The organism is Methylocapsa polymorpha, from assembly GCF_045689225.1.
GTDB classification, from domain to species: domain Bacteria; phylum Pseudomonadota; class Alphaproteobacteria; order Rhizobiales; family Beijerinckiaceae; genus Methylocapsa; species Methylocapsa polymorpha.
On the sequence record NZ_CP136862.1, the window covers coordinates 3,688,051 to 3,711,924 of the forward strand.

The 23,874-nt window shown below is 59.8% G+C and carries 15 protein-coding genes and 1 pseudogene; 6 read left to right on the forward strand and 10 right to left on the reverse strand.

Annotation, left to right across the window (positions count from 1 at the left end; all coding sequences use genetic code 11):
* Positions 1–20: 20 nt before the first annotated feature.
* The 8 genes and pseudogenes from RZS28_RS17045 to RZS28_RS17080 form a co-directional block, all read right to left on the reverse strand.
* A complete protein-coding gene (locus tag RZS28_RS17045) occupies positions 21–1,013 on the reverse strand; it encodes a zinc-dependent alcohol dehydrogenase family protein (RefSeq protein WP_407338922.1) in 993 nt (330 codons plus the stop codon).
* A 39-nt stretch (positions 1,014–1,052) separates the two neighbouring features.
* On the reverse strand, positions 1,053–1,880 hold the full coding sequence (locus RZS28_RS17050) for a universal stress protein (protein WP_407338923.1): 828 nt from the start codon (positions 1,878–1,880) through the stop codon (positions 1,053–1,055).
* A gap of 158 nt (positions 1,881–2,038) precedes the next feature.
* Entirely contained in the window at positions 2,039–3,589 is a 1,551-nt protein-coding gene (rfaE1, locus tag RZS28_RS17055; RefSeq protein ID WP_407338924.1) for a D-glycero-beta-D-manno-heptose-7-phosphate kinase, read from the reverse strand.
* Positions 3,590–3,892: 303 nt separating this feature from the next.
* A complete protein-coding gene (locus RZS28_RS17060) occupies positions 3,893–5,065 on the reverse strand; it encodes an AGE family epimerase/isomerase (protein ID WP_407338925.1) in 1,173 nt (390 codons plus the stop codon).
* A gap of 186 nt (positions 5,066–5,251) precedes the next feature.
* A complete protein-coding gene (locus RZS28_RS17065; protein WP_407338927.1) occupies positions 5,252–6,790 on the reverse strand; it encodes a YifB family Mg chelatase-like AAA ATPase in 1,539 nt (512 codons plus the stop codon).
* A 189-nt stretch (positions 6,791–6,979) separates the two neighbouring features.
* The gene (locus tag RZS28_RS17070; RefSeq protein WP_407338929.1) at positions 6,980–7,705 is read right to left on the reverse strand and encodes a nucleotidyltransferase family protein; all 726 of its coding nucleotides are present in this window, start codon (positions 7,703–7,705) and stop codon (positions 6,980–6,982) included.
* Positions 7,706–7,727: 22 nt separating this feature from the next.
* Positions 7,728–9,293: a tRNA (adenosine(37)-N6)-threonylcarbamoyltransferase complex ATPase subunit type 1 TsaE gene (gene tsaE, locus RZS28_RS17075; RefSeq protein ID WP_407338930.1), complete on the reverse strand. Its 1,566-nt coding sequence runs from the start codon at positions 9,291–9,293 to the stop codon at positions 7,728–7,730.
* Positions 9,290–11,861, reverse strand: a pseudogene (locus RZS28_RS17080) (ATP-binding protein). The gene tsaE and the pseudogene RZS28_RS17080 overlap by 4 nt, the downstream one beginning before the upstream one ends.
* Positions 11,862–12,440: 579 nt before the next feature.
* Between RZS28_RS17080 and RZS28_RS17085 the strand changes: the two are divergent.
* The 3 genes from RZS28_RS17085 to RZS28_RS17095 all read left to right on the forward strand — a co-directional run bounded on the left by RZS28_RS17085 (position 12,441) and on the right by RZS28_RS17095 (position 15,022).
* Positions 12,441–13,469 carry a glycosyltransferase family 4 protein gene (locus tag RZS28_RS17085; protein WP_407338931.1) on the forward strand — a complete coding sequence of 343 codons (1,029 nt, stop codon included), beginning with the start codon at positions 12,441–12,443 and terminating at the stop codon, positions 13,467–13,469.
* Between the two features lie 67 nt (positions 13,470–13,536).
* Positions 13,537–14,223 carry a class I SAM-dependent methyltransferase gene (locus tag RZS28_RS17090; RefSeq protein WP_407338932.1) on the forward strand — a complete coding sequence of 229 codons (687 nt, stop codon included), beginning with the start codon at positions 13,537–13,539 and terminating at the stop codon, positions 14,221–14,223.
* Positions 14,224–14,410: 187 nt separating this feature from the next.
* Positions 14,411–15,022, forward strand: a complete 612-nt coding sequence (locus tag RZS28_RS17095; RefSeq protein WP_407338933.1) for a hypothetical protein — start codon at positions 14,411–14,413, stop codon at positions 15,020–15,022.
* 42 nt (positions 15,023–15,064) lie between these two features.
* Here the strand turns inward: RZS28_RS17095 and RZS28_RS17100 are convergent, their stop codons facing one another.
* Positions 15,065–16,732: an aminotransferase class III-fold pyridoxal phosphate-dependent enzyme gene (locus tag RZS28_RS17100; RefSeq protein ID WP_407338934.1), complete on the reverse strand. Its 1,668-nt coding sequence runs from the start codon at positions 16,730–16,732 to the stop codon at positions 15,065–15,067.
* A gap of 35 nt (positions 16,733–16,767) precedes the next feature.
* Between RZS28_RS17100 and asd the strand changes: the two genes are divergently transcribed.
* On the forward strand, positions 16,768–17,631 hold the full coding sequence (gene asd, locus RZS28_RS17105) for an archaetidylserine decarboxylase (protein WP_407338935.1): 864 nt from the start codon (positions 16,768–16,770) through the stop codon (positions 17,629–17,631).
* Positions 17,632–17,691: 60 nt separating this feature from the next.
* Positions 17,692–18,612, forward strand: coding sequence for a lysophospholipid acyltransferase family protein (locus RZS28_RS17110; RefSeq protein ID WP_407338936.1), 921 nt, complete (start codon positions 17,692–17,694; stop codon positions 18,610–18,612).
* A gap of 285 nt (positions 18,613–18,897) precedes the next feature.
* Here RZS28_RS17110 and RZS28_RS17115 read toward each other — a convergent pair whose 3' ends face one another.
* Entirely contained in the window at positions 18,898–20,985 is a 2,088-nt protein-coding gene (locus RZS28_RS17115; protein WP_407338937.1) for a polysaccharide pyruvyl transferase family protein, read from the reverse strand.
* Positions 20,986–21,549: 564 nt separating this feature from the next.
* On the opposite strand from RZS28_RS17115, the gene RZS28_RS17120 reads away from it, so the two are divergent.
* On the forward strand, positions 21,550–23,571 hold the full coding sequence (locus RZS28_RS17120) for a hypothetical protein (protein WP_407338938.1): 2,022 nt from the start codon (positions 21,550–21,552) through the stop codon (positions 23,569–23,571).
* Positions 23,572–23,874 lie beyond the last annotated feature (303 nt).

Genomic DNA, 23,874 nt, shown 5'->3' on the forward strand with positions numbered 1-23,874 from the left:
TCCCTAATGCGAACCGGTTCTCAAGCATCAGGAGGCAGCAGCACCGCAGCGCCCTCGAGCCGGCCCGCCCGCAAGTCCTCCAAAGCGTCATTCGCGCGTTCGAGCGGATAGGTCTTGGTCGAAGTCTCGATCCCTGCCTCTGAAGCGAATCGGAGAAACTCTATCCCGTCCTGGCGGGTCAGATTGGCGACCGAGCGAATCTGACGCTCTTCCCAAAGCAAACTATAGGGAAAGCTCGGGATGTCGCTCATGTGGATGCCGGCGCAGACAACGACGCCGCCCTTTCGGACGCTTTCGAGCGCCGTGGGCACGAGCGCGCCGACAGGTGCGTAAATGATCGCTGCATCGAGCGGCTGCGGCGGTTTTTCGTCCGAACCGCCGGCCCAGGCCGCGCCCAGCCGCAAAGCGAATGCCTGCGCCTTTGCGTCTCCTGGACGCGTGAAGGCGTAGATCGTTCGGCCCTGCTTACGCGCCGCTTGCGCGACGATATGGGCCGCGGCGCCAAATCCATAGAGGCCAAGATTTTTTCCAGGACCAGCGAATCCCAGCGAGCGCCAGCCGATGAGGCCGGCGCAGAGCAATGGCGCAAGGGCGGCCGCGGCGCCTGTCTCTTGCAAAGGAAAGGCGAAACGCGCGTCGGCGACCACATGGGTCGCATAGCCCCCGTTTCTGGTATAGCCCGTGAACAAAGGCCGATCGCAAAGATTTTCTCGACCGCCCACGCAATAAGGACAGATCCCGCAGGTATGCCCTAGCCAGGGGATGCCGACTCTCATGCCGATCTGAAAGCCAGTGACGTCAGCCCCGAGCGCATCGATGCGCCCGACGATCTCGTGCCCTGGAATGATCGGAACCTTTGGGTTCGGCAGTTCGCCATCGACGACGTGAAGGTCAGTCCGGCAGACGCCGCAAGCTTCCACCCGCACCCGCAGCTCGCCCTGGCCCGGGATCGGGTCGGGCATTTCCTCGAAAACCAGAGGCGCTCCGATCCTCTTCAAAACCATGGCGCGCATGATGGACTCTTTGACGGCCGCGAGGCCCGGCCCGACGCTTCAATGCGACAGCAGATGGCAGCGCGATGTTTGCTTGAGAAGATCATGCGTCACGCCGCCCAGAATCCATTCGCGCAGCTTGCTATGGCCATAGGCTCCGGCGACGAGGAGATCCGCGTCCTCTTCGGCCGCGACCTTGTCGAGCTGCTCGGCTGCATGTCCGTGCAAGCGCTCCACCCGGCCGGCGGCGTTCACGCCATGATGGCCGAGCCACGCGACGACATCCGCCACATTGCGATTCGCCAACTGGGGATCATTGTCCTCGTCGATCGCCACGACGATCGCCTTTTGCGACAGCTGAAGGAGCGGCAAGGCGTCAAAAACCGCGCGCCGCGCTTCGCTCGCATCTTTCCAGGCGATGAGGATCCGCTCGGCCTTAAGGGCGTCGACATCATGCGGGACCAGGAGCAAGGGCCGGCCGGCGCGCCCAAGCAAATCGCTTGGATCGAATTGGTCGCTGAGATCTAGCTTATCGTCGCTCGCGGTCTTCCCGGCGATGATGAGGTCGGCCGCGCGGGATTGCTCGGCGATAAAAGGCGCGGGCCGTTCGATCGCGGTGCGCCATTCGATGTCCTTGACCCGCCCGGAGAGCGCTGTGCGAAAGCGCTCCTCCGCCTGCTGCATCCGCTGCTTGATATCGGCCAGATCGCGTTCGGCGATAAAGGCCGAACTATAGCTGTCGGCATAATAGACCGGCGTGACTTCAGCCTGAGCGGCTATGCCTATGATGCGGGCCTTGAACCGTTCGGCGAGATCGCCGGCGACCTTGAGCCTCGCATCATTGCGATAGTCCAGATCGACATGGACCATCAAACTGGCATAGGACATGACCAACTCCAAAATAACCGCCTTGGGGCCTCGTCTTCGCTTCCTATTTCAGGAGCAAAGCTCGCGCGTTGATCCGGATCAAACCACTGAGACCGAACGCGCGCGTCTCGCCGTCAATGATGTCGTCGGCAGGGAGCTCTTGGTCCTGGCCAAGGAAATCATGGCGTCGGCATTCGATCTTGCCGCGCGCCCGCATCGGTGTCGGCCGGCGATCCTTCTTTTTTCGATCCAGCCGGAAGGCTCGATCCGAGGGGAAACGGCTTTTCGGCCGTTTTGATCAGATTTGTCGTGGAATGGCCCGCGGAAAGATTCGCCAAGACGACTCTGCCGCCGCGCGCCCGCACTATATCCGCGCCGACGACCTTATCCTCCGTATAATCGGCGCCCTTCACGAGGATGTCGGGCTGCAAGGCCCTTAGAAGCTCGAGCGGCGTATCTTCATCGAAAAGGACGACCGCCGACACGCCCTTGATCGCTCCAATGACCGCCGCCCGGGCGTTTTCATCTTGAATCGGTCGCGAAGGCCCCTTCAAGCGGCGGACCGACGCGTCCGAATTGAGCGCCATGATGAGTCGATCGCAAGTTTCCGCCGCTTGGCGGATCAGGGAGATATGGCCCGGATGCAAGAGATCGAAGCAACCATTGGCGACGCCGACCGTCAGTTTTTCCTTCGCCCAGGCCCAACGCAAGGCGACCGCCCCGGCGGTATTGACATGCCGCCCGTCGTTCACGGAGGGCGAGGCCATCTCTGACGCCAGCGAGGCGTATAATTCGTCCGGCGTCACGACGGCGGTGCCGACTTTCGCGACGACGATGCCCGCGGCGTGATTCGCCATTTTCATGGCGTCCAGAATCGGCAGTTCCGCCGCCAGCGACGCAGCCAAGACCGCGATGACCGTATCGCCAGCGCCGGACACGTCGAAAACGTCCTGCGCCACGGTGGCGAGATGAATCGGAGCGCCCTCGGCCGGAAAGAAGGACATGCCTTTTTCCGAACGCGTCAGAAGAATATTGGCGCCCGAAATCTCACGCGCGCGGGAGGCGGCCGCTGTCGCCTCCTCGTCCGTCTCGCAGGGCAATCTCGTCGCGGCGGTCAATTCCTTCCGGTTCGGGGTCAGAATGCGGGCTCCCCGATAGACGGACAAATCGGTTCTCTTTGGATCGACCAGCACCTGCTTGCTGGCCGCCTCGCACCGGCCAATGATGGCGCGTAAAACCCGGTCGGAAAGGACGCCCTTGCCATAGTCGGAAAGAATGACGACGTCGGCGGGCTCGATGGCGCTGAAAGCCGCCTCGATTACGCGATCTTCGATCGCTTGGTCAAAAGGAGACGTATCTTCATGATCAATGCGAATGATCTGCTGATGCGCTCCGAGAACCCGGAGCTTCCGGGTCGTCGGCCGCCGCGCGACCCCGATCACGCCGGATACGTCGATGCGGCCATGGCCATGCAGGCTTTCGATCAAATGGTCGCGGGCCTCGTCCATTCCGGTCAAGCCGACGACATTGACGAACACGCCGAGCGTCGCGAGATTCGCCACGACATTGGCGGCGCCGCCGGGAACCGATTTTTCCGACAGCGAGCGAACGACGGGCACCGGCGCCTCCGGCGAGATTCTGCTGACGTCGCCTTGGAGATAGCAATCGACGATCAGATCGCCGATGACAGCCGCCCGACATTTCGCGAAACGATCGAGAAAATTGAGCATTCCAAGATCCGATTCGTGAGCTGAAGGCATTATAGGTAAAACCGTTGAGTTATGCGATGGGCGGACGATAGCCGATGATAATTCGAGCCGCGACGAATTTTATCTTAGCCTTAAATGGCGATCTATACAAAACGCCCAATTGTTGGCTCCAGTTTGACAGTTACATAACCTATACGGACAGCGCTGTTGGAGTTCTTGAGTAAGGCGCGCCCCCACTGTTCAAACTTCCTTGATTGTCGGCCTGGAGGATTTTCAACCCTAGTAGATCCAGATTCGCCTTCGCGAAATGCGACGGACCAAAAACTAAGTCGACGCCTTTTGATATGGCGGAAAGGCGCGCGTCAGCTCCGCGGCCGCAAAGAAGACATGATAGAGGGAGCTGGCCGGGACATAGTCGACGAGAGGCTTGCCGTCCGCGCCAATGTGATCGATCCAGCCTCCTGCAAAGGGCTTGTCGAGAAAATGATCGAGCAGGGCCGAAATCATCGTCGAGGCGAAGCGGGGCGCGGCGCCCTCGCGAAACAACAGACGGCTCGCAACCGCCGCTTTGGCGCCTTCGGCATGCGGCCAGATCCGATGTGATTGCTTCAGCACGCTCATATCTGTTGCGAGTTCGTCGAAGACGAGCCCATTTTCGCCGACGCCATTTTCGCTCGCGCTGAGCATCAAGCGATCGGCCCATGGACCCATGTCCTCGCCGGACAGATTTTCGAATTCGCGGAGCAGCCAGACCCACTCGAAATGATGGCCCGGCTCGAAAGTCCGCCGCGTCGTCGGGTCTGGATGATCACTCCAATCCTCGGCGAAATATTCGAGGAGAACCCCCTGCTCCGCGCGGAACAGGCGGCTTTGAAAGATCTCAACGAGCTTTTTCGCGCGATCGAGATAGCCTCTTCCGGGCGCCGAAACCTCAAGAGCGAGATAGGCCTCCAGAAGATGCATATGCGGATTTTGCCGCTTGCCGCGATCGACGACCGGAAAACTGTCAAAGAGGCCGCAATGAACGGGATCTTCGAGGCTCGCGTCTATGAAAGCGATCGTATCGTCTGCGACCGCGATAAGATTTGGGTCGCCGTTCAAGCGATGCAGCCAGGCTATCGCAAAGAGAATGAAGGCGTGCGCATAAGCGTCGCGAATCTCTGAGACGACGGCGCCCTCGCTATCCACAGAAAAGGCAAAACCGCCTGAGCGGCTGGATGGATCACGAAAATCGCGCAAGAGGGACCGCATGGCGGTCTCCGCGAACGCTGCTCCTTCCGGAAACCAGCCGAGATGCGCGGCATGGGCAAAAACATAGATCTGCCGGGCTTGGACCATGGCGCGCCGCGCAACGGCGACGACCGGTTCGCCGTTCCAATCCAGGCGCTCCTGAAAATGCCCGCGTCGGCGGTCGAAGCCGACCGTCGACCAAAGCGGAAGCGCTTTTGACGTCAGCCAATCGCGCAAAAGCCCGCTGAGAGCGCACGCGCGGCCCAATTCGTCGGCGCCTGCCGATGGTCTTGCATCGCTTGCTATAGACTCTTCTCCAAGAATTATCCGGCAGCGCATGTCCGCGAGCACTTCACTAAAGCAGATCCCGTTGCGACGGAAGCACGCACCTCGCGCAGACCGCCCCGAATTCAAAAGGAAGGCTGATTTATATAGCTCCGCGGCTCGGACAGCTTAGGCGGCGCGCGCTTGCCGCGTCGAGTCGATCCGGTAGGAAAGCGCTTCGGCGAGATGGAGGCTTCCGACTTTGTCGGCGCTGTCGAGATCGGCGATAGTGCGGGCGAGCTTCAATATGCGGTGAAATCCTCGCGCCGAGAGATGCAGCCGATCGGACGCCTCTCTGACCAGGGCGAGGCCGCTCGAATCCGGCTGCGCCGCCGCCTCGATTACGGCCGAAGGCGCGGCGGCGTTCGAGCCGATTCCGGGCAGCCCAAGCTCGGCGTATCGGCGAACCTGGATCTCCCGGGCGGCCGCCACCCGCGCGGCGACCTCCTTCGAGCCTTCCGCCGGCGGCGGCAACATCAGGTCGGCGGCGGCGACCGCCGGCGCTTCGACATGGAGATCGATGCGGTCGAGCAAGGGACCCGACAGGCGGGCCAGATATTGCGCGATGCAACGCGCGTTCGGCTGCCGGTTGCAGGCGAAGCCCGGCTCCGTCGCATGCCCGCAACGGCAAGGATTCATCGCGGCGACGAGTTGAAACCTGGCTGGATAGACAATTCGGTGATTGGCCCGCGCGATTGCGACCTCGCCCGTCTCCAACGGCTGCCGCAAGCTGTCCAGGACCTGCGGCTGGAATTCCGGCAACTCGTCGAGAAAAAGGACGCCATGATGGGCGAGGGAAATTTCGCCTGGCCGGGCGCGCGTCCCGCCGCCGACCAGAGCCGCCATCGAGGCCGAATGATGCGGCGCGCGAAAAGGCCTTCGATCGGTCAGGGCGCCGCCGGCGAGATCGCCTGCGACCGAATGGATGAGCGAAACTTCGAGAAGCTCGCGTGGGGAGAGCAGCGGCAGGATCGAGGGCAGCCGCGCCGCGAGCATGGATTTGCCCGCTCCGGGCGGGCCGTTCAAGAGCAGATTATGGCCGCCGGCCGCGGCGATCTCGAGCGCGCGCTTGGCGCTTTCCTGACCCTTGACGTCGCGCAGATCGGGCTGCGCGCCCGCCTCCCCGCGCATCGCCGGTCGCGGCCGCGCCATGACCTGCGTCCCCTTGAAGTGATTGACGAGCTGGATCAGGGAAATCGGCGCGAGCACGTCAATCTCCTGGCCAGCCCAGGCGGCTTCCGGGCCGCTGTCACGCGGACAGATGAGCCCATGGCCCCGCGCATTGGCGGTCATGGCGGCGGGCAGGACGCCGGCGACTGCCGTGATCGTGCCGTCAAGGGCGAGTTCGCCCAGCACCGTGTAATTCAGCAGGGCATCCGCAGGAATGGCGCCGATCGCCGCCATGATGCCCAGGGCGATCGGCAGATCATAATGGCTGCCCTCTTTCGGCAAATCGGCCGGCGCCAGATTGACTGTGATGCGCTTGGCCGGCAAGGCCAGCCCGGAGGCGTTCAGCGCCGCGCGGACCCTTTCGCGCGACTCCGCCACGGCCTTGTCGCCGAGGCCGACGACCGTGAAAACAACATTGCCATTGGCGATCTGCACCTGCACGTCGACCGGCCGCGCCTCGATGCCCTCGAATGCGACCGTCGCGACCCTGACGACCATGACGCCCCCTTGGCTGGCCCCGTTTTCCAGCCGAGCCAAGCTTAACCGAGACGCCGTCCGTTCGCAAGAACAACTAGAGAACGAAAAATGATCTCATGGCGTGTATCAAAGTGCTTTTACAGGCCGCGTCGCGAGCAACGGATTCGCCCTGATCCGAGTCGGGGCGAAGGCGCTCCAGCGATTCCCCCCTCACAGCACGCTCCTTAAAATTGTCCGCTCCGCCTCTTCGATAACCTGCGGAACGCCGACATGGAGCCAGAGTCCATCGAGCCTTTGGCCGAAGAGCCTGCCTTTTTCGGCCGCTTCGAAAAAGAAAGGCGCGAGGCGATAGACGTCGCGCGTCTCGCTCTCGAAAAGCTCGGGCTTGAGGATTCCGACGCCGGTATAGACAAAAGGGGCGACGTCGCGCTCGGGGCGCCGCGTCAGGCGGCCGTCGGCGCTCATCAGGAAATCGCCCGGCCAGTCGACCCCTATGCTCGCCGTCGTCGCGGCGACGAGAAGCAGAATGTCCATCCGGTCCGGGTCCCAGCCTGCGGCGAGGCGGCGCAGATTGTCCCTCGGGCCTTCAACCCAGAAGGCGTCCGTGTTGGAGACAAAAAAAGGCTCATCCGCGAGCAAGGGCAGCGCCTTGCCGATCCCGCCGCCTTGATCGAGAAGTTTCCCTCGTTCATCCGAAATAACGATTTTCGGGGCGGCGCGGGCGGCGAGATGGGTTTCGATCTGATCGGCCAGATAATGCACGTTGACGATCGCCGTCTCGACGCCGGCGGCCTCGAAACGGTCGAGCATATGGTCGATCATCGGCTTGCCGGCCACCTTGATGAGCGGCTTCGGGATATGATCGGTCAGCGGCCGCATGCGCGTGCCGAGGCCCGCGGCGAAGACCATGGCTTTGGCGGGCATGAAAGAAGACATGGCGAAGCCAGTTGCCCGATGGTCAGGACGCAGGATCGAAGATCCGCGGCAGATTGGTCTCATACCAGATCTTGAGATCGGCCAAAACCGGATGGTTGAGATCTTTCGCCAGATATTTTTCAACGCGCGGCAAATGCCGGAGATAATCCGGCTTATGGTCGCGCCTGTCGAGGCGGGTGAAGATCCCGAGGATCTTGGTCGCCCGCTGCGCCCCCAAAATGGCGTAGGCGCGCGCGAATTCGGCCATGTCGAACTCAGGCTCGCCCTCGCGCCGCAAGCGGGCGTAATGGCTGAGCAATTTCAGCTCGACGAGATCCGGCACGTCGACGCGGGCGTCCTGAAGCAGCGAGACGACGTCATAGGCCGCATGGCCGAGGACGCAATCCTGGAAATCGAGCAAGCCGACCTTGGCGACGCCCTCGCGATCCGCCAGCCACATGAGATTGGGGGAATGATAGTCGCGCAGGGTCCAGGTCGAGCGCGCGGCGACGACATCCTGGAGCGCCCGCCGCCAAAGATTGACGAAACTCGCCTTGACGCCGGAGGCGAGCTGCGCGCGGGCGATATGCGGGGCGTACCAGTCGAGCAGGAGCTCGACCTCGATCGAAAGCGCGTCAATGTCATAGTTAGGAATGCGATAGGTCTCTTCAGCGTTTATCGGCAAGGCGTCGGGCAGGCTCGCGCGGTGCAAGGCGGCCAGCGCCGTCGCCGCCCAGGCGTAACGCTCCTGATTAATACCCTCGTCGCCGACGATCGGCTCGTCGCCGAGATCCTCCAGGATGGCGAGACCGGCGGAAAGATCGCAGGCGATGATTTCGGGCGCGGAGAAGCCCTGCCGCCGCAGTCCGTGGTCGATCGCGACAAAGGGCCGAATATCCTCGGCGAGCCGCGCGATCGCGCTATAGGGCTTGCCATAGCGGAGCGGCGGCCCATCCGGCCGCGGCGGCGAGATCATCAAGACCGCGCTTTGTCCATCGGCCTTGATCAAGCGCTCATAGGCGCGCGTCGAGGCGTCGCCTTGCATGAATTGGCGCAGGGCTCGGCTCCAGCCGCTTTGGGCGAGGATTTCGTGGATCGCCTTTGCTTTGGCGAGCCGCGCGGCGAAAGCCCCTTCCCCAGTCAAGGTCGCCGCGCGGAATGACTCGCCGCGATCCCGGTCGAGCCTGAACCTTATGTCGAGCCTGTCGGGTCCGAGATAGCTTTCGGCCCGCTCGGGCCATTCGACGAGGACGAGAGCTCCGTCGCAAGCCTCTTCCCAGCCGAGCTCGATGAGCTCCTCGGGCTTTTTGATCCGGAAGAAATCGGCGTGCACGATCGGATAGCTTTCGCCCTCATAGGCCTGCATCAGGACGAAAGTCGGGCTCGGAACCTCGAGATCGGCCTCGCCCGTGAGCAAGCGAATGAGCGCGCGCGCGAAAGTCGTCTTGCCGGAGCCGAGATCGCCGGACAGGGTCACGAGATCGCCCGGCCCGACCATCTCGGCGACATCGCCGGCGAGCGCAAGGACGCTCGCTTCGTCTTCGAGCTCTCGCGCCCAGTTCGATTCCGACGCGGCGTGCCGCGGCGCCTCAACGGCCATTACGTTCATGCTCCCTGCGCCGATTGAACCAGCGCCAGCTTCACACCCTCCGCCGGAAAGATGCAAGCGACAGTTGTCCCCTCCCCAGGCGCCGACTCGATCAGGATACGGCCGCCATGGAGCTCGACGAAGGAGCGGACGATCGACAGGCCCAGCCCGACGCCGCGGTGGCGGGAGCCGGTCGTATGCGTCTTGAAGCGATCGAAGACATGCTCGACGATTTCGGGCGGGATGCCGCGCCCGCGGTCGCTGACTTTGAAGACGATCTCGTCGCCGCGCCGCAAGGCGGCGAGCTCCACCATCTGACCAGGCGAGGAAAAGCCGATCGCGTTGGAAAGAAGGTTGAAGAGAATCTGCCTTACGCGCTTGCTGTCGGCGATGAAGGAGCCGACGCCCTCCGACACGGCGACTCGGAGCGTGAGCTTGGATTCATCAAGCCGATCCTGCACGCCTTCGGCCGCCGCCTGCATCGTCTGCGCAATGTCGACCTCCTCGAGCGACAATTCCATCGCATCGGCGTCAATCGAGGCGAGATCGAGAATGTCGTTGATGATGGCGAGCAGAGCCGACGAAGATTTCATCACATAGCCGGCATATTCGAGCTGCCTCTTGTTGAGCGGCCCGACTGCGGGATCGCCCAGAAGCTGAATGAAGCCGATAATATTGGTCAGTGGCGAACGCAGCTCATAGGAGACGTGATGGACGAAATCGTTGCGCAGCCTTTCGGCGTCGATCAGGGCCTGATTGCGCTCGGTCAAAGCCCGCTCGACATTGACGCCCGCCGTGGCGTCGATGAAGGTGAGCAGCGTCGCGCCATCGGGCAGCGGCGCGGCGGCGCAATCGAGCACGGACCCGTCGCGTCGCGGCTGGCGGCGCTCGAACCCCATGCGCTGATCCTGCAGCCCGGCGACCACGGCGCGCAACTCGACCCAGGCCTCTTCGTCGGAAAAGAGCGGCGCGCAAATCCGCGCGACGCGATCGATGTGCGGCCGATCGCCAAGCTGTTCGGGATCGAGCGTCCACATCCGCGCGAAGGCCGGATTATGCAGCTTCAGGCGTCCGTCGCTGCCGAAGACGGCGACGCCTTCCTTCAGCGCGTCGAGAGTCTCGCCCTGCACCCGAATCAAGGCGTTGAATTGCGATTCGAGCTGGAAGCGTTCGGTGACGTCGTCGAAAAGATAGGTGACGCCGCCTTGCGGATTGGGATTGATCACGATGCGCAAGGTGCGCCCGTCGGGCAGATACCAGGCCTGCTCCTCCGTTTCGAGCGATTGATAGGCGGCGAGCAGGGCCGCCTTCCAAGCCCGAAAATCGGCCTGTTCAGGCAAAAGCCGCGCCGCCCGCAGACGGTCGAGGATCTCCGAATCGGTTGGCCGCTGCTCGAGCCACGCCTGGTCGAGCGCCCACAGCTGGCGATAGGCGGCGTTGTGAAAGACCAGGCGCTTCGAGCGGTCGAAAATCACGACGGCGGTCGAAAGCTGATCGAGCGTGCGCGAATGCGCCTGCGTCTCGCGATCGAGAGCGTCGCGCATCGATTCGATTTCGGAGATGTCCACGGCCATGCCGACGGAGGCGTCGCCCGCCGGCGCGTCGACGATGTCGAGCATTCGCCGTTCGCCGACGACGACCGCCGGAGCCCGCCCGCGCCAGACGGCGCCCCCGCCGCGCTTCAGCGCTCGCATCGCGCGCTGGGCGTTCGAGCAGCTCGACGCCGCGGGCGACTGCGGCGGCCGGATCTCTAGCTTCGACCGCGCGGGCATAAGCCGTATTGACCCAGCTCAATCGGCCTTCGCCATCGCGCACCCAGGCTGGATTGGGAACCGCGTCGAGCAAAGTCCATAGAGCCTGAAGCTCCCCAACGGTGCGCGTCTGCGCCTCGTGCAGGCGCATGATTTCCTGTCGCTCGCCCGAAACATCCCTTATGCGCATGACGGCGAGGCCGTTGACCGGGCGGCCTCCTATTTCGAGATGGCGTCCGTTCAAGCTGGTGACGGCGAAGCTGAAGGCTTCGCCGCGACTGCGCAGTTTGGCGACGCAGCCATCGAGACTTTGCGCGGTGTCCGGCGGCAGCCAGGACCCGAAGGCCAGCGCGCGGCGCGGGCTGGAGGGATCTCCGACAAGTGAGCAATCGCCTTCAATGTCAGGTTCGACGCCGGAGCCGGCCCAAGCCATGACGATCTGCGTTTCGGCGGCTAAAAAAAGCTCGGCGCGGTCGAGCCTCGCGCGCAACGCGGCGAGTTCGAGATTGAGCGAGGTTTCGCGGCGCATCCACCGTTTGCGGCCGGTCAAGTAAAGCAACGCCGTCAGTGTCGAAAAAAGAACCAGGCCCGCGATCAGCAAAACGGCCGCGGCGTCCCGGTTCAAGAGCAAACCACCGGCCGCGTTTGCTCCCGCGAGGACCGGGGTCGGCCAGAAGGGCGCGAACAAGACGAGAAAATAGGAGATAACTGAAACGCTTGGGCCGGACCCCAGCCGCGCGCAAGACGACAGCACAAGATTCGCCAGCGCCAAAAGCGCTCGTCCCAGAGGCGATCGCTCTCGAATCCTCGCATCCCACCGGCGCCGACGCCATCCCATCCACGCCTCCGACGCGGTCCGAATCGAGGACCGCCCTCAACCCGATGAAGTCACTTTAGCCATACGTCGGCTTTTTGAGAATCGGGTTAAAATTACGAATTTGGGGCATGCGCGGCCCGGGCCGTTTGATTTTTTCAGCCTCCGCTCAAGCTTGAGGCTCCAACGTTAAAGCGGGCGCCGCTTTAATCGAGGAGATTGAACAATCATCAGCACAATCCCGGAGCGCCGCCCAGGGTCTGAAGCGCTTTAGACGGCGATCATGGTTCTTGTGCGAGGCCTTGGTCTTTCCGCCTGCTAGGAGAAATATCCCCTCAAATTCGACTTCGACCACGCGCCAGTGATGCGCGGTATCGTCATACAGTTGAAATATGAAGTTGCAATTAGTGTCGCTTGCCATTCGGCAACGAGATCTGGGAGACGGTCGGCAACCGCGGGCTCGAGGTCAACGCCTCGCAGTTTCAGTTGACCCCGTCGGCTCCCAAGCGTGTCGCAGTGCCCGAGCTGGTGACTCTCTCACTGTCACTATCCCGACGCAATCTACTTCTTGGGGGACATCGTGGATAAGGCGCGCGCCAACTGATGAGAGTCCTTATCGCAACGGATGCTTGGCATCCCCAGGTCAATGGCGTGGTGCGGACCTTGACGTCCCTCGCGCGAAGCGCGCGCAATTTGGGCGTCACGATCGATTTTCTCTCGCCCGAGGGATTTCCTTCCATTCCCCTGCCCACGGACCCAAATCTGCGCTTGGCCTTGCCAGGCCGGCGCGAGATCGCGCAGCGCATCGAAAAGGCGCAGCCGGATGCGATTCATATCGCGACGGAGGGGCCTATAGGCCATGTGGTGCGCGCCTATTGCGTGAAAAATGGCTTGCCGTTCACGACGAGCTACACCACGCGCTTTCCCGAGTATATTTCGGCGCGTCTTCCGATCCCTGACGATTGGAGCTACGCGGTGCTGCGGCACTTCCATTCCGCCGCGACAGTCACAATGGTGTCGACCCCTTCCCTGATGGCCGAGCTCTCCCAGCGGAAATTCAAGAACCTCGGCATGTGGACGCGCGGCGTCGACACCGAGGCCTTCAAGCCGGAACATGCGATCGATTTGGGTTTCCCGCGCCCGATCTTCGTGAGCGTCGGACGAATCGCAGTTGAGAAGAATCTTGAAGCCTTTCTTTCGCTGGACCTTCCCGGCACGAAGGTCGTCATCGGCGAGGGGCCGCAAGAGGCCGAGTTGCGGCGCCGGTTTCCCGAGGCGAAATTTCTCGGGCTGATGGAGAACAGGCAACTGGCCGCGCATCTGGCCGCCGCGGACGCCTTCGTATTTCCGAGCCGGACCGACACGTTCGGCATCGTGCAGTTGGAAGCGCTGGCAAGCGGCGTTCCGATTGCGGCGTTTCCGGTCACCGGTCCGCGGGATGTTATTGGAAACAATCCGATCGGCGTGCTCAGCGACGATCTGCGCGCGGCCTGCATCGGCGCGCTTCGCATTTCCCGCGAGGCTTGCCGCGCCTTCGCGTTGACCCGCTCGTGGGAGAATAGCGCGCGCCAGTTCATCAGGCACATCAATCAAGTGGCGATCGGCAATACGCGCAAGCCGCGGGCTGTATAGAGGCCGAGCGGTCAGGCGAATTGCGCATATGGCTTTGTTCCCGGCGCAAGGGAACTGTGGAGGGATAATGGGGACGGAGTTCAACAACGATACGATCGAGAAAGCCTATGCGCGATGGGCTCCGATCTATGATCTCGTTTTCGGCGCGCTCTTCGAGCGCGCCCGACGCGCTGCCGCCGAGGCGGTGAACCGAGTCGGGGGACGGGTCCTCGAAGTCGGAGTCGGCACCGGCATATCGCTACCTGATTACGGGCGCGTCACCCGCGTCGTCGGCGTCGATCTTTCGGAGCCGATGCTGCGCAAGGCGCAGGAGAAAATCAGGGATCTGCATCTGACCAATGTTGAAGGCCTCTCGGTCATGGACGCCGAGCGCATGGCTTTCCCCGACAGCTCATTCGACGTCATCGTCGCGCAACTCGTGGTCACCACGGTTCCAGACCCCGAGGCGACGCTCGACGAATTCGTGCGCGTGCTGAAACCAGGCGGCGAGATCGTTCTGGTCAGCCGCGTCGGGGCGGACAAAGGTCCGCGCCGCGTGGTTGAGCAATGGCTTACGCCGATCACGCGGTTCCTCGGTTGGCGGCTGGAGTTCCCCTGGGGGCGCTATGAGCGCTGGGTTGAGCGGTCAGGCAGCGTGCGCGTGGTCGAACGTCGAGCAATGCCCCCCTTCGGCCATTTCTCGCTCATTCGATTCGCGAAAACCAAGGCGGCTGTTGCGCAGCCGGATCGGTTGGAGGCCCAAGCCGCCGGCTGACCGCGCATCCCAGGGCGCACCGAAACCGCTGCGCCGCGGGAACTGTGCCTGACGGCGCTCCAGTCGTTTGAGAGCGCCGTGCGGTAAGTCCCACAAATAGGACGACTTGTAAGGTGTTTGTGCCCGAACTGTCACATTTGGTGCGTAAACAATTCACGTGGACCATAAGCTATGGAGTGGGGAGGAGATGAACGGTTTTCTTCAGGATCTCAGATCACAGCGGTGGGATGATCATCGCTACTACCATCACAGCCGGATCAACCAGTCGCTGCATTTGTTCAGCGCGGTGAGCTTTCTGTGGACCTATGTGCTCGTGTTCACAAACCCGGTCGCGGCCGCTCTGGCCGGATGGCTGGCGGCGATGATGACCCGCCAAATTGGACATTTCTTCTTCGAGCCAAAAGGCTACGATGAGGCGAACCACGCGACTCACGAGTACAAGGAAGCGGTCAAGGTCGGCTACAACCTGAAGAGGAAAGTCGTTCTGATGGCGATTTGGGCGGCTTCGCCGCTGGTGCTCTATTTCAATCCCACTCTGTTCGGTATCTATCCGGCCCCAGCCAATACCGCCGAATTCGTGCGGGAGCTGGCGCAGATCTGGCTATTCATCGCCGCCGGCGGACTGATTTTCCGCACTGTTCATCTGTTCTTTATCAGGGACGTGCGGACCGGCTTGGTTTGGCTGACGAAAATCCTGACGGATCCCTATCACGACATCAAACTCTACCACATGGCGCCGCTTTACCTGCTGCGCGGAGAGTTGTTCGATTACGCGACGCCCGAAGAACAACACGTATAAAACCAGCTCCGCCGTTTCGGCGCGGACCGAGCGGCGGAGCGTCTATCCCGGGCTGAAGCGGCGCGCGAGGATTTCCCGCAATATGCGCCGCTTTATCGATTTATTCGTCGCCAAGGGGTCCGACCACCACCAGCCGTCCTGCTGCATCGTTTTGGCGGCGGCGATGAAGCGGTCTACGACCGTCTCGAAGTCCACGTCGGTGTAATTCAAACTGAAGATGATGCGGCCCGTTCCGATCCAACTCAACGCCAGCCCCTCGGCGCGAAGGTAGTATTGAAACATCCAGTTGTAGCGCGACGGCCGTGTGTAGTAGATGGTCCAGATAGAGGACATGTTGGCGACCTGGACCGGTAGATTCTCATCGCGCAAACGTTGGTTGAGCCGGTCCGCCCGATGATTCCACACCGCGTCGAGATCTCGATACAGGTCGCGAATTTCCGGTCGGTCGAGGCGCTCCAGGAACTCGTGCATCGCTCCCATCACATAGGGATGGGAATTAAAAGTTCCCCGCGCAAAGCAGATATCCACTGGGCGATCGTCGCGGTAGCGTTTCATCAGGTCTTTGCGGCCGCAGACCGCGCCGACTGGAAGGCCGCCTCCAAGCGTCTTGCCGTAGGTGACAATGTCGGCTTGAACGCCGAAATATTCTTGGGCTCCGCCAAGCGCAAGGCGGAAGCCGACGAAAACTTCGTCGAAGATCAGCACGATCTTGCGCTCGGTGCAGAGCGCGCGCAGGCGCTTCAGCCAATCGGCGTATGCCTCCTTGTCGAAATGCGCGCTTCGCGCGCTATCGACCAGCGAGGAGTCGGCAGGCGCGCCGGCATTTGGATGCAACGCCTGCAGCGGATTGATAAGGACGCAGGCAATGTCGCGGCGATTGCGCAATACGCGCAGCGAATCCTCGGACATATCGTTCAACGTGTAGGTTTCATGCGCCGTCGCCGGGTTGCCGACGCCCGGTTGGACGTCTCCCCACCAGCCGTGATAGGCGCCGCAAAAGCGCACCAGATGAGATCGACGCGTGTGGTAGCGCGCAAGGCGCACGGCCTGCATTACCGCCTCGGTTCCCGACATGTGAAACGAGACTTCGTCGAGCCCGGAAATCTCCTTCAGCCGTTTGACATTGTAGGCGATCGCCGGATGATAACCGCCGAGGACGGGGCCAAGGTCCCGCACGCGTTGGCTGCCGCGCTCAATGCAGTCTTTGTAGAAATCATAGCCGAAGACATTCACGCCATAGGATCCGGTCAGATCATAGAAGCGGTTGCCGTCAAGATCGGTAAGGGTCACTCCGGACGACGCCTGGAAGAAGGCGCCGGATTTGATATGTTCGCGCACATATCGGCTGAATTGAAACGGCGCCCGATAGACGTCCGTAAATTGAAGGTCGGAAACGCCGTCCTTGACCTCCTCCGTAAACCGGATCGTCTTTGCAAACCGCTCTTGGCTCAGTTTCGAAAGGCGCATAAATCCGGCGCGCCGGCGCGCGGCGATCTCCGCCGGCGGATTGTCGCAAGCGAAGAAATGCTCCTCGTCATATTCGTAGAACGGCACAAGCGAGGCGATTCGCCGCGCCATGCGGGCATGGCCGGTCAACGATCTGTGCTTCGCCTTCGAGAGCTCCAGCCGCGTCTTCAGTTTCACAGCCGACGTCGTCAACGCAGCCGCGCCAAGCGCATATAGCGCAATAAGTGTATATTGGGATTCCATCGTTCCGAGGCCTATCGAGGCGAAATTACCGCATCATGACAATTCGATCTCTTATCGCACAAGTCACCCAGCAAGAGGACCTCAATTTTCTGCTGACCAATCGGATTCCCCGGCGCCTGGCGACGCAGTTCATGGGCTGGTTCAGTCAAATTGAGCAGCCGCTCGTGCGCGACGCCTCAATCGGCATTTGGCGCCTTTTCGCGGATTTGGACCTGAGCGAAGCCAAGAAGACTCAGTTCACAAGCATGCACGACTGTTTCATCAGGGAGCTCAAGGAAGGAGCCCGGCCCATCGACGCAGATCCGACGGCGCTTGTCAGCCCGTGCGACGCAATCGTCGGCGCGTGCGGCTCGATCGAGGGCGTCGAGCTTATGCAGATCAAGGGATTTTCCTACACGCTGCAAGACTTTCTTGTCGATCCCGCGCTCGTCGAACTCTATCGAAACGGGCGCTATGTCACGCTGCGGTTGACATCCAGCATGTACCATCATTTCCACGCCCCTTACGACTGTCGCGTGGAGCAGGTGACCTATATCTCAGGGGATGTCTGGAACGTTAATCCGATTGCGCTCAAGCGGGTCGAGAAGCTCTTCTGCAAGAACGAGCGCGCGCTGCTACGGACCAGGCTGGAGACTGGCCACATCATCACATTGGCGCCCGTGGCGGCGATCCTGGTCGCCAGCATCCGGCTGCGTTTCCTTGACGCCCTGCGCACTCTTGAACGGAGAGGGACTCATGTCTTTTCCTGCGACGCGTCATTTCGCAAGGGCGAGGAAATGGGCTGGTTTCAACATGGATCGACCATCATCGTCTTCGCGCCAGAGGGCTTCAAGCTATGCGAAAATGTGCGAGAGGGAACCATCATTCGCGTTGGACAGAAGCTGATGCGCCTGCCTTAAGCGCCTGCCGCTCATCGCCATCGTCATAAGTCAGTCATACGCCCGTAATATCGGATTCCGATGGACGATTATCTGTTCAGCTATGCCGCGCCAAGCGATCCTCCCGTCAAGCGCCAGCTGATTCGATTTGTGGAGAAGGCGACGGGCCAACCCGCGTTGAAGCGGCTTTACTTGGCCAACCGGCGCCATCCGCGCCCAAGCGAAAGCTTTTGGGCTGCGGCCGTTCGGTCCTTGGCGCTCGACGTTCTTTACGACGAGAAAGCTCTGGCGCGGCTGCCCCGCACGGGGCCGGTCGTCTTCGTCGCCAATCATCCCTATGGCGTGCTCGATGGGATCGTGATCTCATGGCTTGTGCAGAAGGTGCGGCCGGATTTCGTTGTGCTCACGCATGCGGTTCTGACGCGCGCGGAGGAAGTGCGGGACTTCATTCTGCCGATCGACTTTACCGACTCGCCTGAGGCGCTTGAGACCAACCTCAAGTCACGCGCGGCGGCCCGGACCCAATTGGATAAGGGCGGCGCCGTCATTGTGTTTCCGGCCGGCGCGGTGTCGACCGCGCCCGATCAGCTGGGCCGCCGGCCGGCAATCGATTCACGCTGGCAGCCCTTCGTCGCCCAGCTCATTCAACGATCGAAGGCGACTGTTGCGCCGATCTGGTTCGGCGGCCAGAACAGCCGGCTTTTCCAGATCGCCAGCCATGTCAGCCAGACACTGCGGATTTCGTTGATTTTTCGCGAAGTTAAGACGCGGATCGGCACGAGCCTGCCGGTGGCGATTGGGGCTCCAATTGCGTTTGAGGACATAGCCCATATCAAGGACCGCCAAGCCTTGGCCGATATTTTGATGGCGCGCACCTATGCGCTGGCGCTTCATCCGCCGGCCCCCTCCCCTGCTCCGAAGGCAAGGTTGGGCGCGAAGCTACGCGGGAAATTGCGCAAGCTGCGGCGTTTAGCGGCTCGAGCCAGACGACCTCCGCATTGATATGACCCAATGCGGTTTCTGTAAACGCAAAGATTTGGCATCCCATTAAGCCTCACGGCCGACGCTCACGCACCCGGCGCCAAAATATGTGCAAGCGCTCATTACGAGAAAGGTGCGTTATTCCTTATTCTACCATATTGGCGGCGGTAGAGGAGTTCCCGCCGCTGGACTCTCCACACAGTCTGATTGATGTTATCCGCAACAAGCCAACGCTCTCACCTTGTTAGGCGCAGCATGCTTACCTAGCCGCCGGTACGCCCGAATGCTTGCCTTTTTTATCGTCGATCACGGCCGATCCCAGCGAAATAACATTTGCTTCTCCCACTTACCCGCTTTGCTTAGACTAAATCCTGCTCCTCGAAATATTTCTAAAAATTCAACTTCGCTAAAATCATTAAACCATCCAGAATATCTGCGTCGCTCGATTTCCTCGACTGAAGAACTAACACACGCTGCATATGAACATATGACGCTGGCAAAATTCTGCGAAAGAAAGGCGGACAGCCTTAACACATCATGCACGTATTCCAGGACGCCGCTAAACACGGCGACGTCGTGACCGCGCAGTTGCGGAAGCGTTGGCGCATTGAGATCAAAGATCACGATGTTGCGCGCTAACGGCGCCACATCACTGCCGACATAGCCACAGCCAGCAGGGAGCGCGCCGGCCAAAACTGAATTGCCTGCTCCGAATTCAAAAACACGCTCTCCTGGACGCACATAACTTGCGAGTAGTTTGCTTCGCTGCCGCCAGGACTCATAGTGCGATGCGACGCTTCGCCATCGCTCCGTATCGGTGCGGCGCTCATGGCGTAAAATCTCTGTCCGCGAGATTCTATCTTTCCTCTGAGATTCATCCGCTTCGACAAAAGGCAAAATGGCCCCAGATAGCTCGCAACGCTTAGCGTTGGCGCTCTGTGCAGGTATGTGCTCCTCATAGACTTCGAGGTCGCCGAACTCATTTTTGCGGACGGCATAATAGTGGTCGTACTCCAACTGCGCAGTTATATGAAGATCCCGCTCGATCGCATTGTTCCAATGAGAAATCGTCGGATTTGATGTCTTTCCATATACATCGTCTACTACATCGCTAATATACCAATCTAAATGCTGCGCCTCGTATGGTTCATATACCCGCAACGACCGCTTTAGACGGCGAAACCGCTCTCCGGCTCTATGCAAGGCAAGCGTTGTATCAATCATCGCCTCGATATAGGCGACTCTACCAAATGATATTGGCGTCCATTCTGGTTGCCTATGCCAAAATTGCTCAATATGCCGGTTCATCACGTGATTGAAAAGCGGATACGACGTTGGAATATCGCGAATCCGAAGCATAGGACCTACGCTTTCAACTTGCCGAAATGAATTGAGTAGCTCATCATACACAGTCAGAGCCTCTGGAGCCGTAATCGTCATGTCGACGTCGCAGTCGCTTACGATATAACGGGACGGCTCCGCCCAATCTGAAAAAAAGTCTCGTACTGTGTCGTTTACGTTGTCGAGATCATCTGGAGAGTTGAGCGCTTCTCGTCGTGCAATGTGCGTTCCGCTGCTCTCAAGCTTGTCGAGAATTGCAAGTGTGGCTGCATCAGTGCTTCCATTGTCGTGGACCACGATGTCAGTTGGGTCGTCTAGCTGTTTTATCGCGGCGATCGCTTTCTCAAGAAGGGGGCCACGATTGAATGAGATCAGGAATGTCGGTAATGGCCGCGCTCGACATACGTTCGTCGGAATTATCCGACGATCCTGCTCCTCACATATCTTATTTAGCAAATTGTGGGGGAATGCGGCGTGAAGGGCCTCGACGTCAATTGTGCTATTGTGCAGGATAGTCCTGTCAATCAAGCTATCAACGGTATCCGTCGACGCCAGAGGATGTCCACTCATCTGCGGCGTGGCGGTTGTTGAAAACCAATCGTCGAATTTGAATGGTCCGCCGGCAATTTCATTAGATGCGGTAACCCAGAGGTTGGGAATTCCCAATGCCTCCGCAAATATCAGGCCGTGCAAGGATGAACTAATCACGGCTTCGCAATCCGCCATTGCGCGCAGGAATTGTTCAGGATCAGCATGGACGTTCAGATCCGACACGCCAGGTTCAGCGACGAGGCGGCGAAAGTGCCGGTTAGCCCTCTCGACGTAATGAGGGACGACGCCAAGTCGATTTGTTGGCCTTGCAGACTTAGCGATCCCAAATAATGCTGGGGCCAGAAAGCCGGGGTCTCCCAGTGGAACATCAGATACGTCAATACCACCTTGATGTAATGCGCAGTGGCTCAGCTTACCGCGCACCGCATGTATGTTGGATGCTACAGCGGAGCCTACCCCGTAGTGCGGATGCATTACGCCTGTGCCCCAAATGTGGCTCATAGGGGTCGCAGACGCCATCATACTTCCTACGGCGAGAAGACAAGGTTTGTCGCCGTCGTCGAAATGGACCGTCGGACGTCTAGAAATGGCAGCCACGATGGCCGGATTGATTCTGTCGCCGACATTCGGAATTCTTAGAAAGTACTGCAATCTTAGGGGCCGGCACGTGATTGACGCTTCCATAGGAGTGGCCTGATTTCATGATACCGCGAATAAGAAATATTGTATCCAACAGCGCAGCGCGCCCGGGCGGTCTCCGCCCCTCAATAGGGGCTGGATCAGTCGCGAAGAGGAGAGTCCCTGACCCTGCATGAACCGATCTTAGCGCGCTATTGCCAATTCGCTTTTTAAAACAACAATCGAGATCGGGCGGCGCGTCAAATTCCACGCAATTCAATTATTTTACATGGATCGTTCCGCTAATAGTAAATACAGTCATATAAATATTGTCAATTTCAGTTGATCAATTGTAAGCTGACATCTCAGAGGAGATCCACGTCGCCACGGGCTGGCTGACCGGCGATACCTTTGAGACATATCCTTAGAAAGGCGAGCGAGAAGAAAATGCCCGACGTCGTTGTCGTTCTTGGAATGCATCGCAGTGGGACCAGTTCCGTTGCAGGAGCTCTTACGAAACTCGGCGGGGCGGAGCCAGCCCACCTGATGGCGGCGAACTCAGGAAATGCCCGGGGATATTTCGAGTCCATCCCTTTTATGCATTTTCATGACGAATTGTTGGCTTCCGCGGGCTCCTATTGGCATGATTGGCGAAAGTTCAATCCTAGTTGGTATAGATCACCTGCCCTCGATTCCTATAAGCGCCGCGCCAAGGAAATATTCGCATCTGAGTTTGGCAATGCCCCGTTGCCGATTTTGAAGGATCCGAGAATTTGTCGATTCGCGCCCTTCTGGCTCGACGTTCTCAAGGAAATGGATGCGACGCCGCGGATCGTGATTCCGATCCGCTCGCCCTTGGACGTAGCGGTTTCGCTGAGACGCGTCCACAATATCTCGCTCACCAAAGGATTGCTGCTTTGGCTGCGCCATGTTCTTGATGCGGAAGTGCAGACAAGAAGCATCGCACGCTCAATTTTCACCTGGGACCAATTTCTCTCGGACTGGCGGAGGGTTTCCGACAAAGTGTCTCTGGATACTGGTCTATTCTGGCCTCGTCTATCCGATCGCTCGGCGCAAGAAGTTGAACAATTTCTGAGTTCAGAATTAGTGCATCATAAAACGGATCACGCGGAGCTAATCGCCCATTCCGACGTTCATGAATGGACCGCGCGTGCTTACGAAGCTTTGCTTGAATTGGCATGCGACCCCTTTTCTAATTCGGCCAACGAGAGATTGGATGAAATCGGCGAGCTATTCGAACAATCATGCGCCATGTTTGGTCGTGTTCTCGCCGATTATGAGAGCAGTTTGGAGGAATTGCAGGAGCAAGCTAACGGGCGTCGAAGCGAAAATGAACTGTTGCGCGTTCAACACGGAGAGCTCAGAGCCGAACTTGCCGCGGTTTGCGATGAACAAGAGCGACTGTTAGCTGAATCGCAGACCCGCGAGCAGGCGATGTTGGCGGTATCCGATCTCCATGCCGACCTGATCTCTCGGTTGGAGCGGACTGAAGCACAACTCGCAGAGGCGACCCGTGAGAAAGACGAACTTTCTACTAGTCTCATGTCGCGCACCGTGCAGCTGGCGGCTATTCAAGATGAAATGGATCGCTTATCGGAGCGATCGCGGGCGGAACGGTTGGATCTCGTCGATGTGACAGCCCTTCTTTTTGATCGCACCAAGCGTTTGGAGCAGGCCGAAACGCAACTCATCGAGACGAAATCTAAACACGAAGAGGCCCTCGAGAAAAACATAGAAGCTGCGATGCTCCTTGAGCGCACACGCGCAGAAAAGGATGAGATCGTAGCCGTTCACATGGCTGTTTTGGTTCAAGCCGACACTTCCAGGCAGGCAGATGCGATTGCATTGAACGCGACGATCGCCGCAAAAGAAAATGTGGAAGCCGAACTCGCGCGACTAGAGAAGACTGCGGCCGAGACAAAAAATAAATTTGAAGCGCAAATCCGTGCGCTGTGTGACCAGCTCATTGATGCCGAAGCAGCCAGCGCCAAATCATGCGCCATGCATCAAAGTCGAGCCGCATGGCGCAAGATTCTGCCGCCGACGAGCGGATTGCGCCGATTCGAGCGCAAACTCCTGGGTAGCGGTCTGTTCGATGCTGATTGGTATAAGAGCGAATATCAAGATGTAGCCGAAAGCGGTCGCCCACCGGCCAGGCATTATCTCGATGAGGGTTACTTGCACGGCTATCGGCCGAACCCGTTTTTTGACACGCGCTGGTATTTGGAGCGCTACGAGGATGTGCGTCGGTCCGGCATGAATCCGCTTCTACATTACATCATGCATGGTTATCGCGAAGGCCGGGATCCGGGCCCCGATTTCCAAACCAATTTCTATCTCGTGACTTATCCAGACGTGCGGTCGCGGGGGTTAAATCCGCTCGCACATTATCTGCTTCATGGACGGGCCGAAGGGCGTCTTCCTGTTAGGCCAACAGGAACAATGTGATCGAAGGTTGAGTGGAGTATTGTTTTCATTCTTCGGGAATTCTCTGTCCAGGACAAATGAATCTCATCCCTGGCCAATTAAAGAGGCCGCCACGGCGCCCTATTCCATCATCTTTTTCAGGGCTTCGAGCCCGGCGGAAAGGTGGAGTTACTCGGGGGTAGCCGACATGCTCGATAGCACTTCGCCCTGCGTACTAGCCGCCTCTACGACGAGTTTCGCCCGGAATCGGAAAACGGGGATGTGACCTGTGAGCTTGAACTTGATCGCTTCCGAGATCTTCAGGGCGATAGGCGAACATAGGGT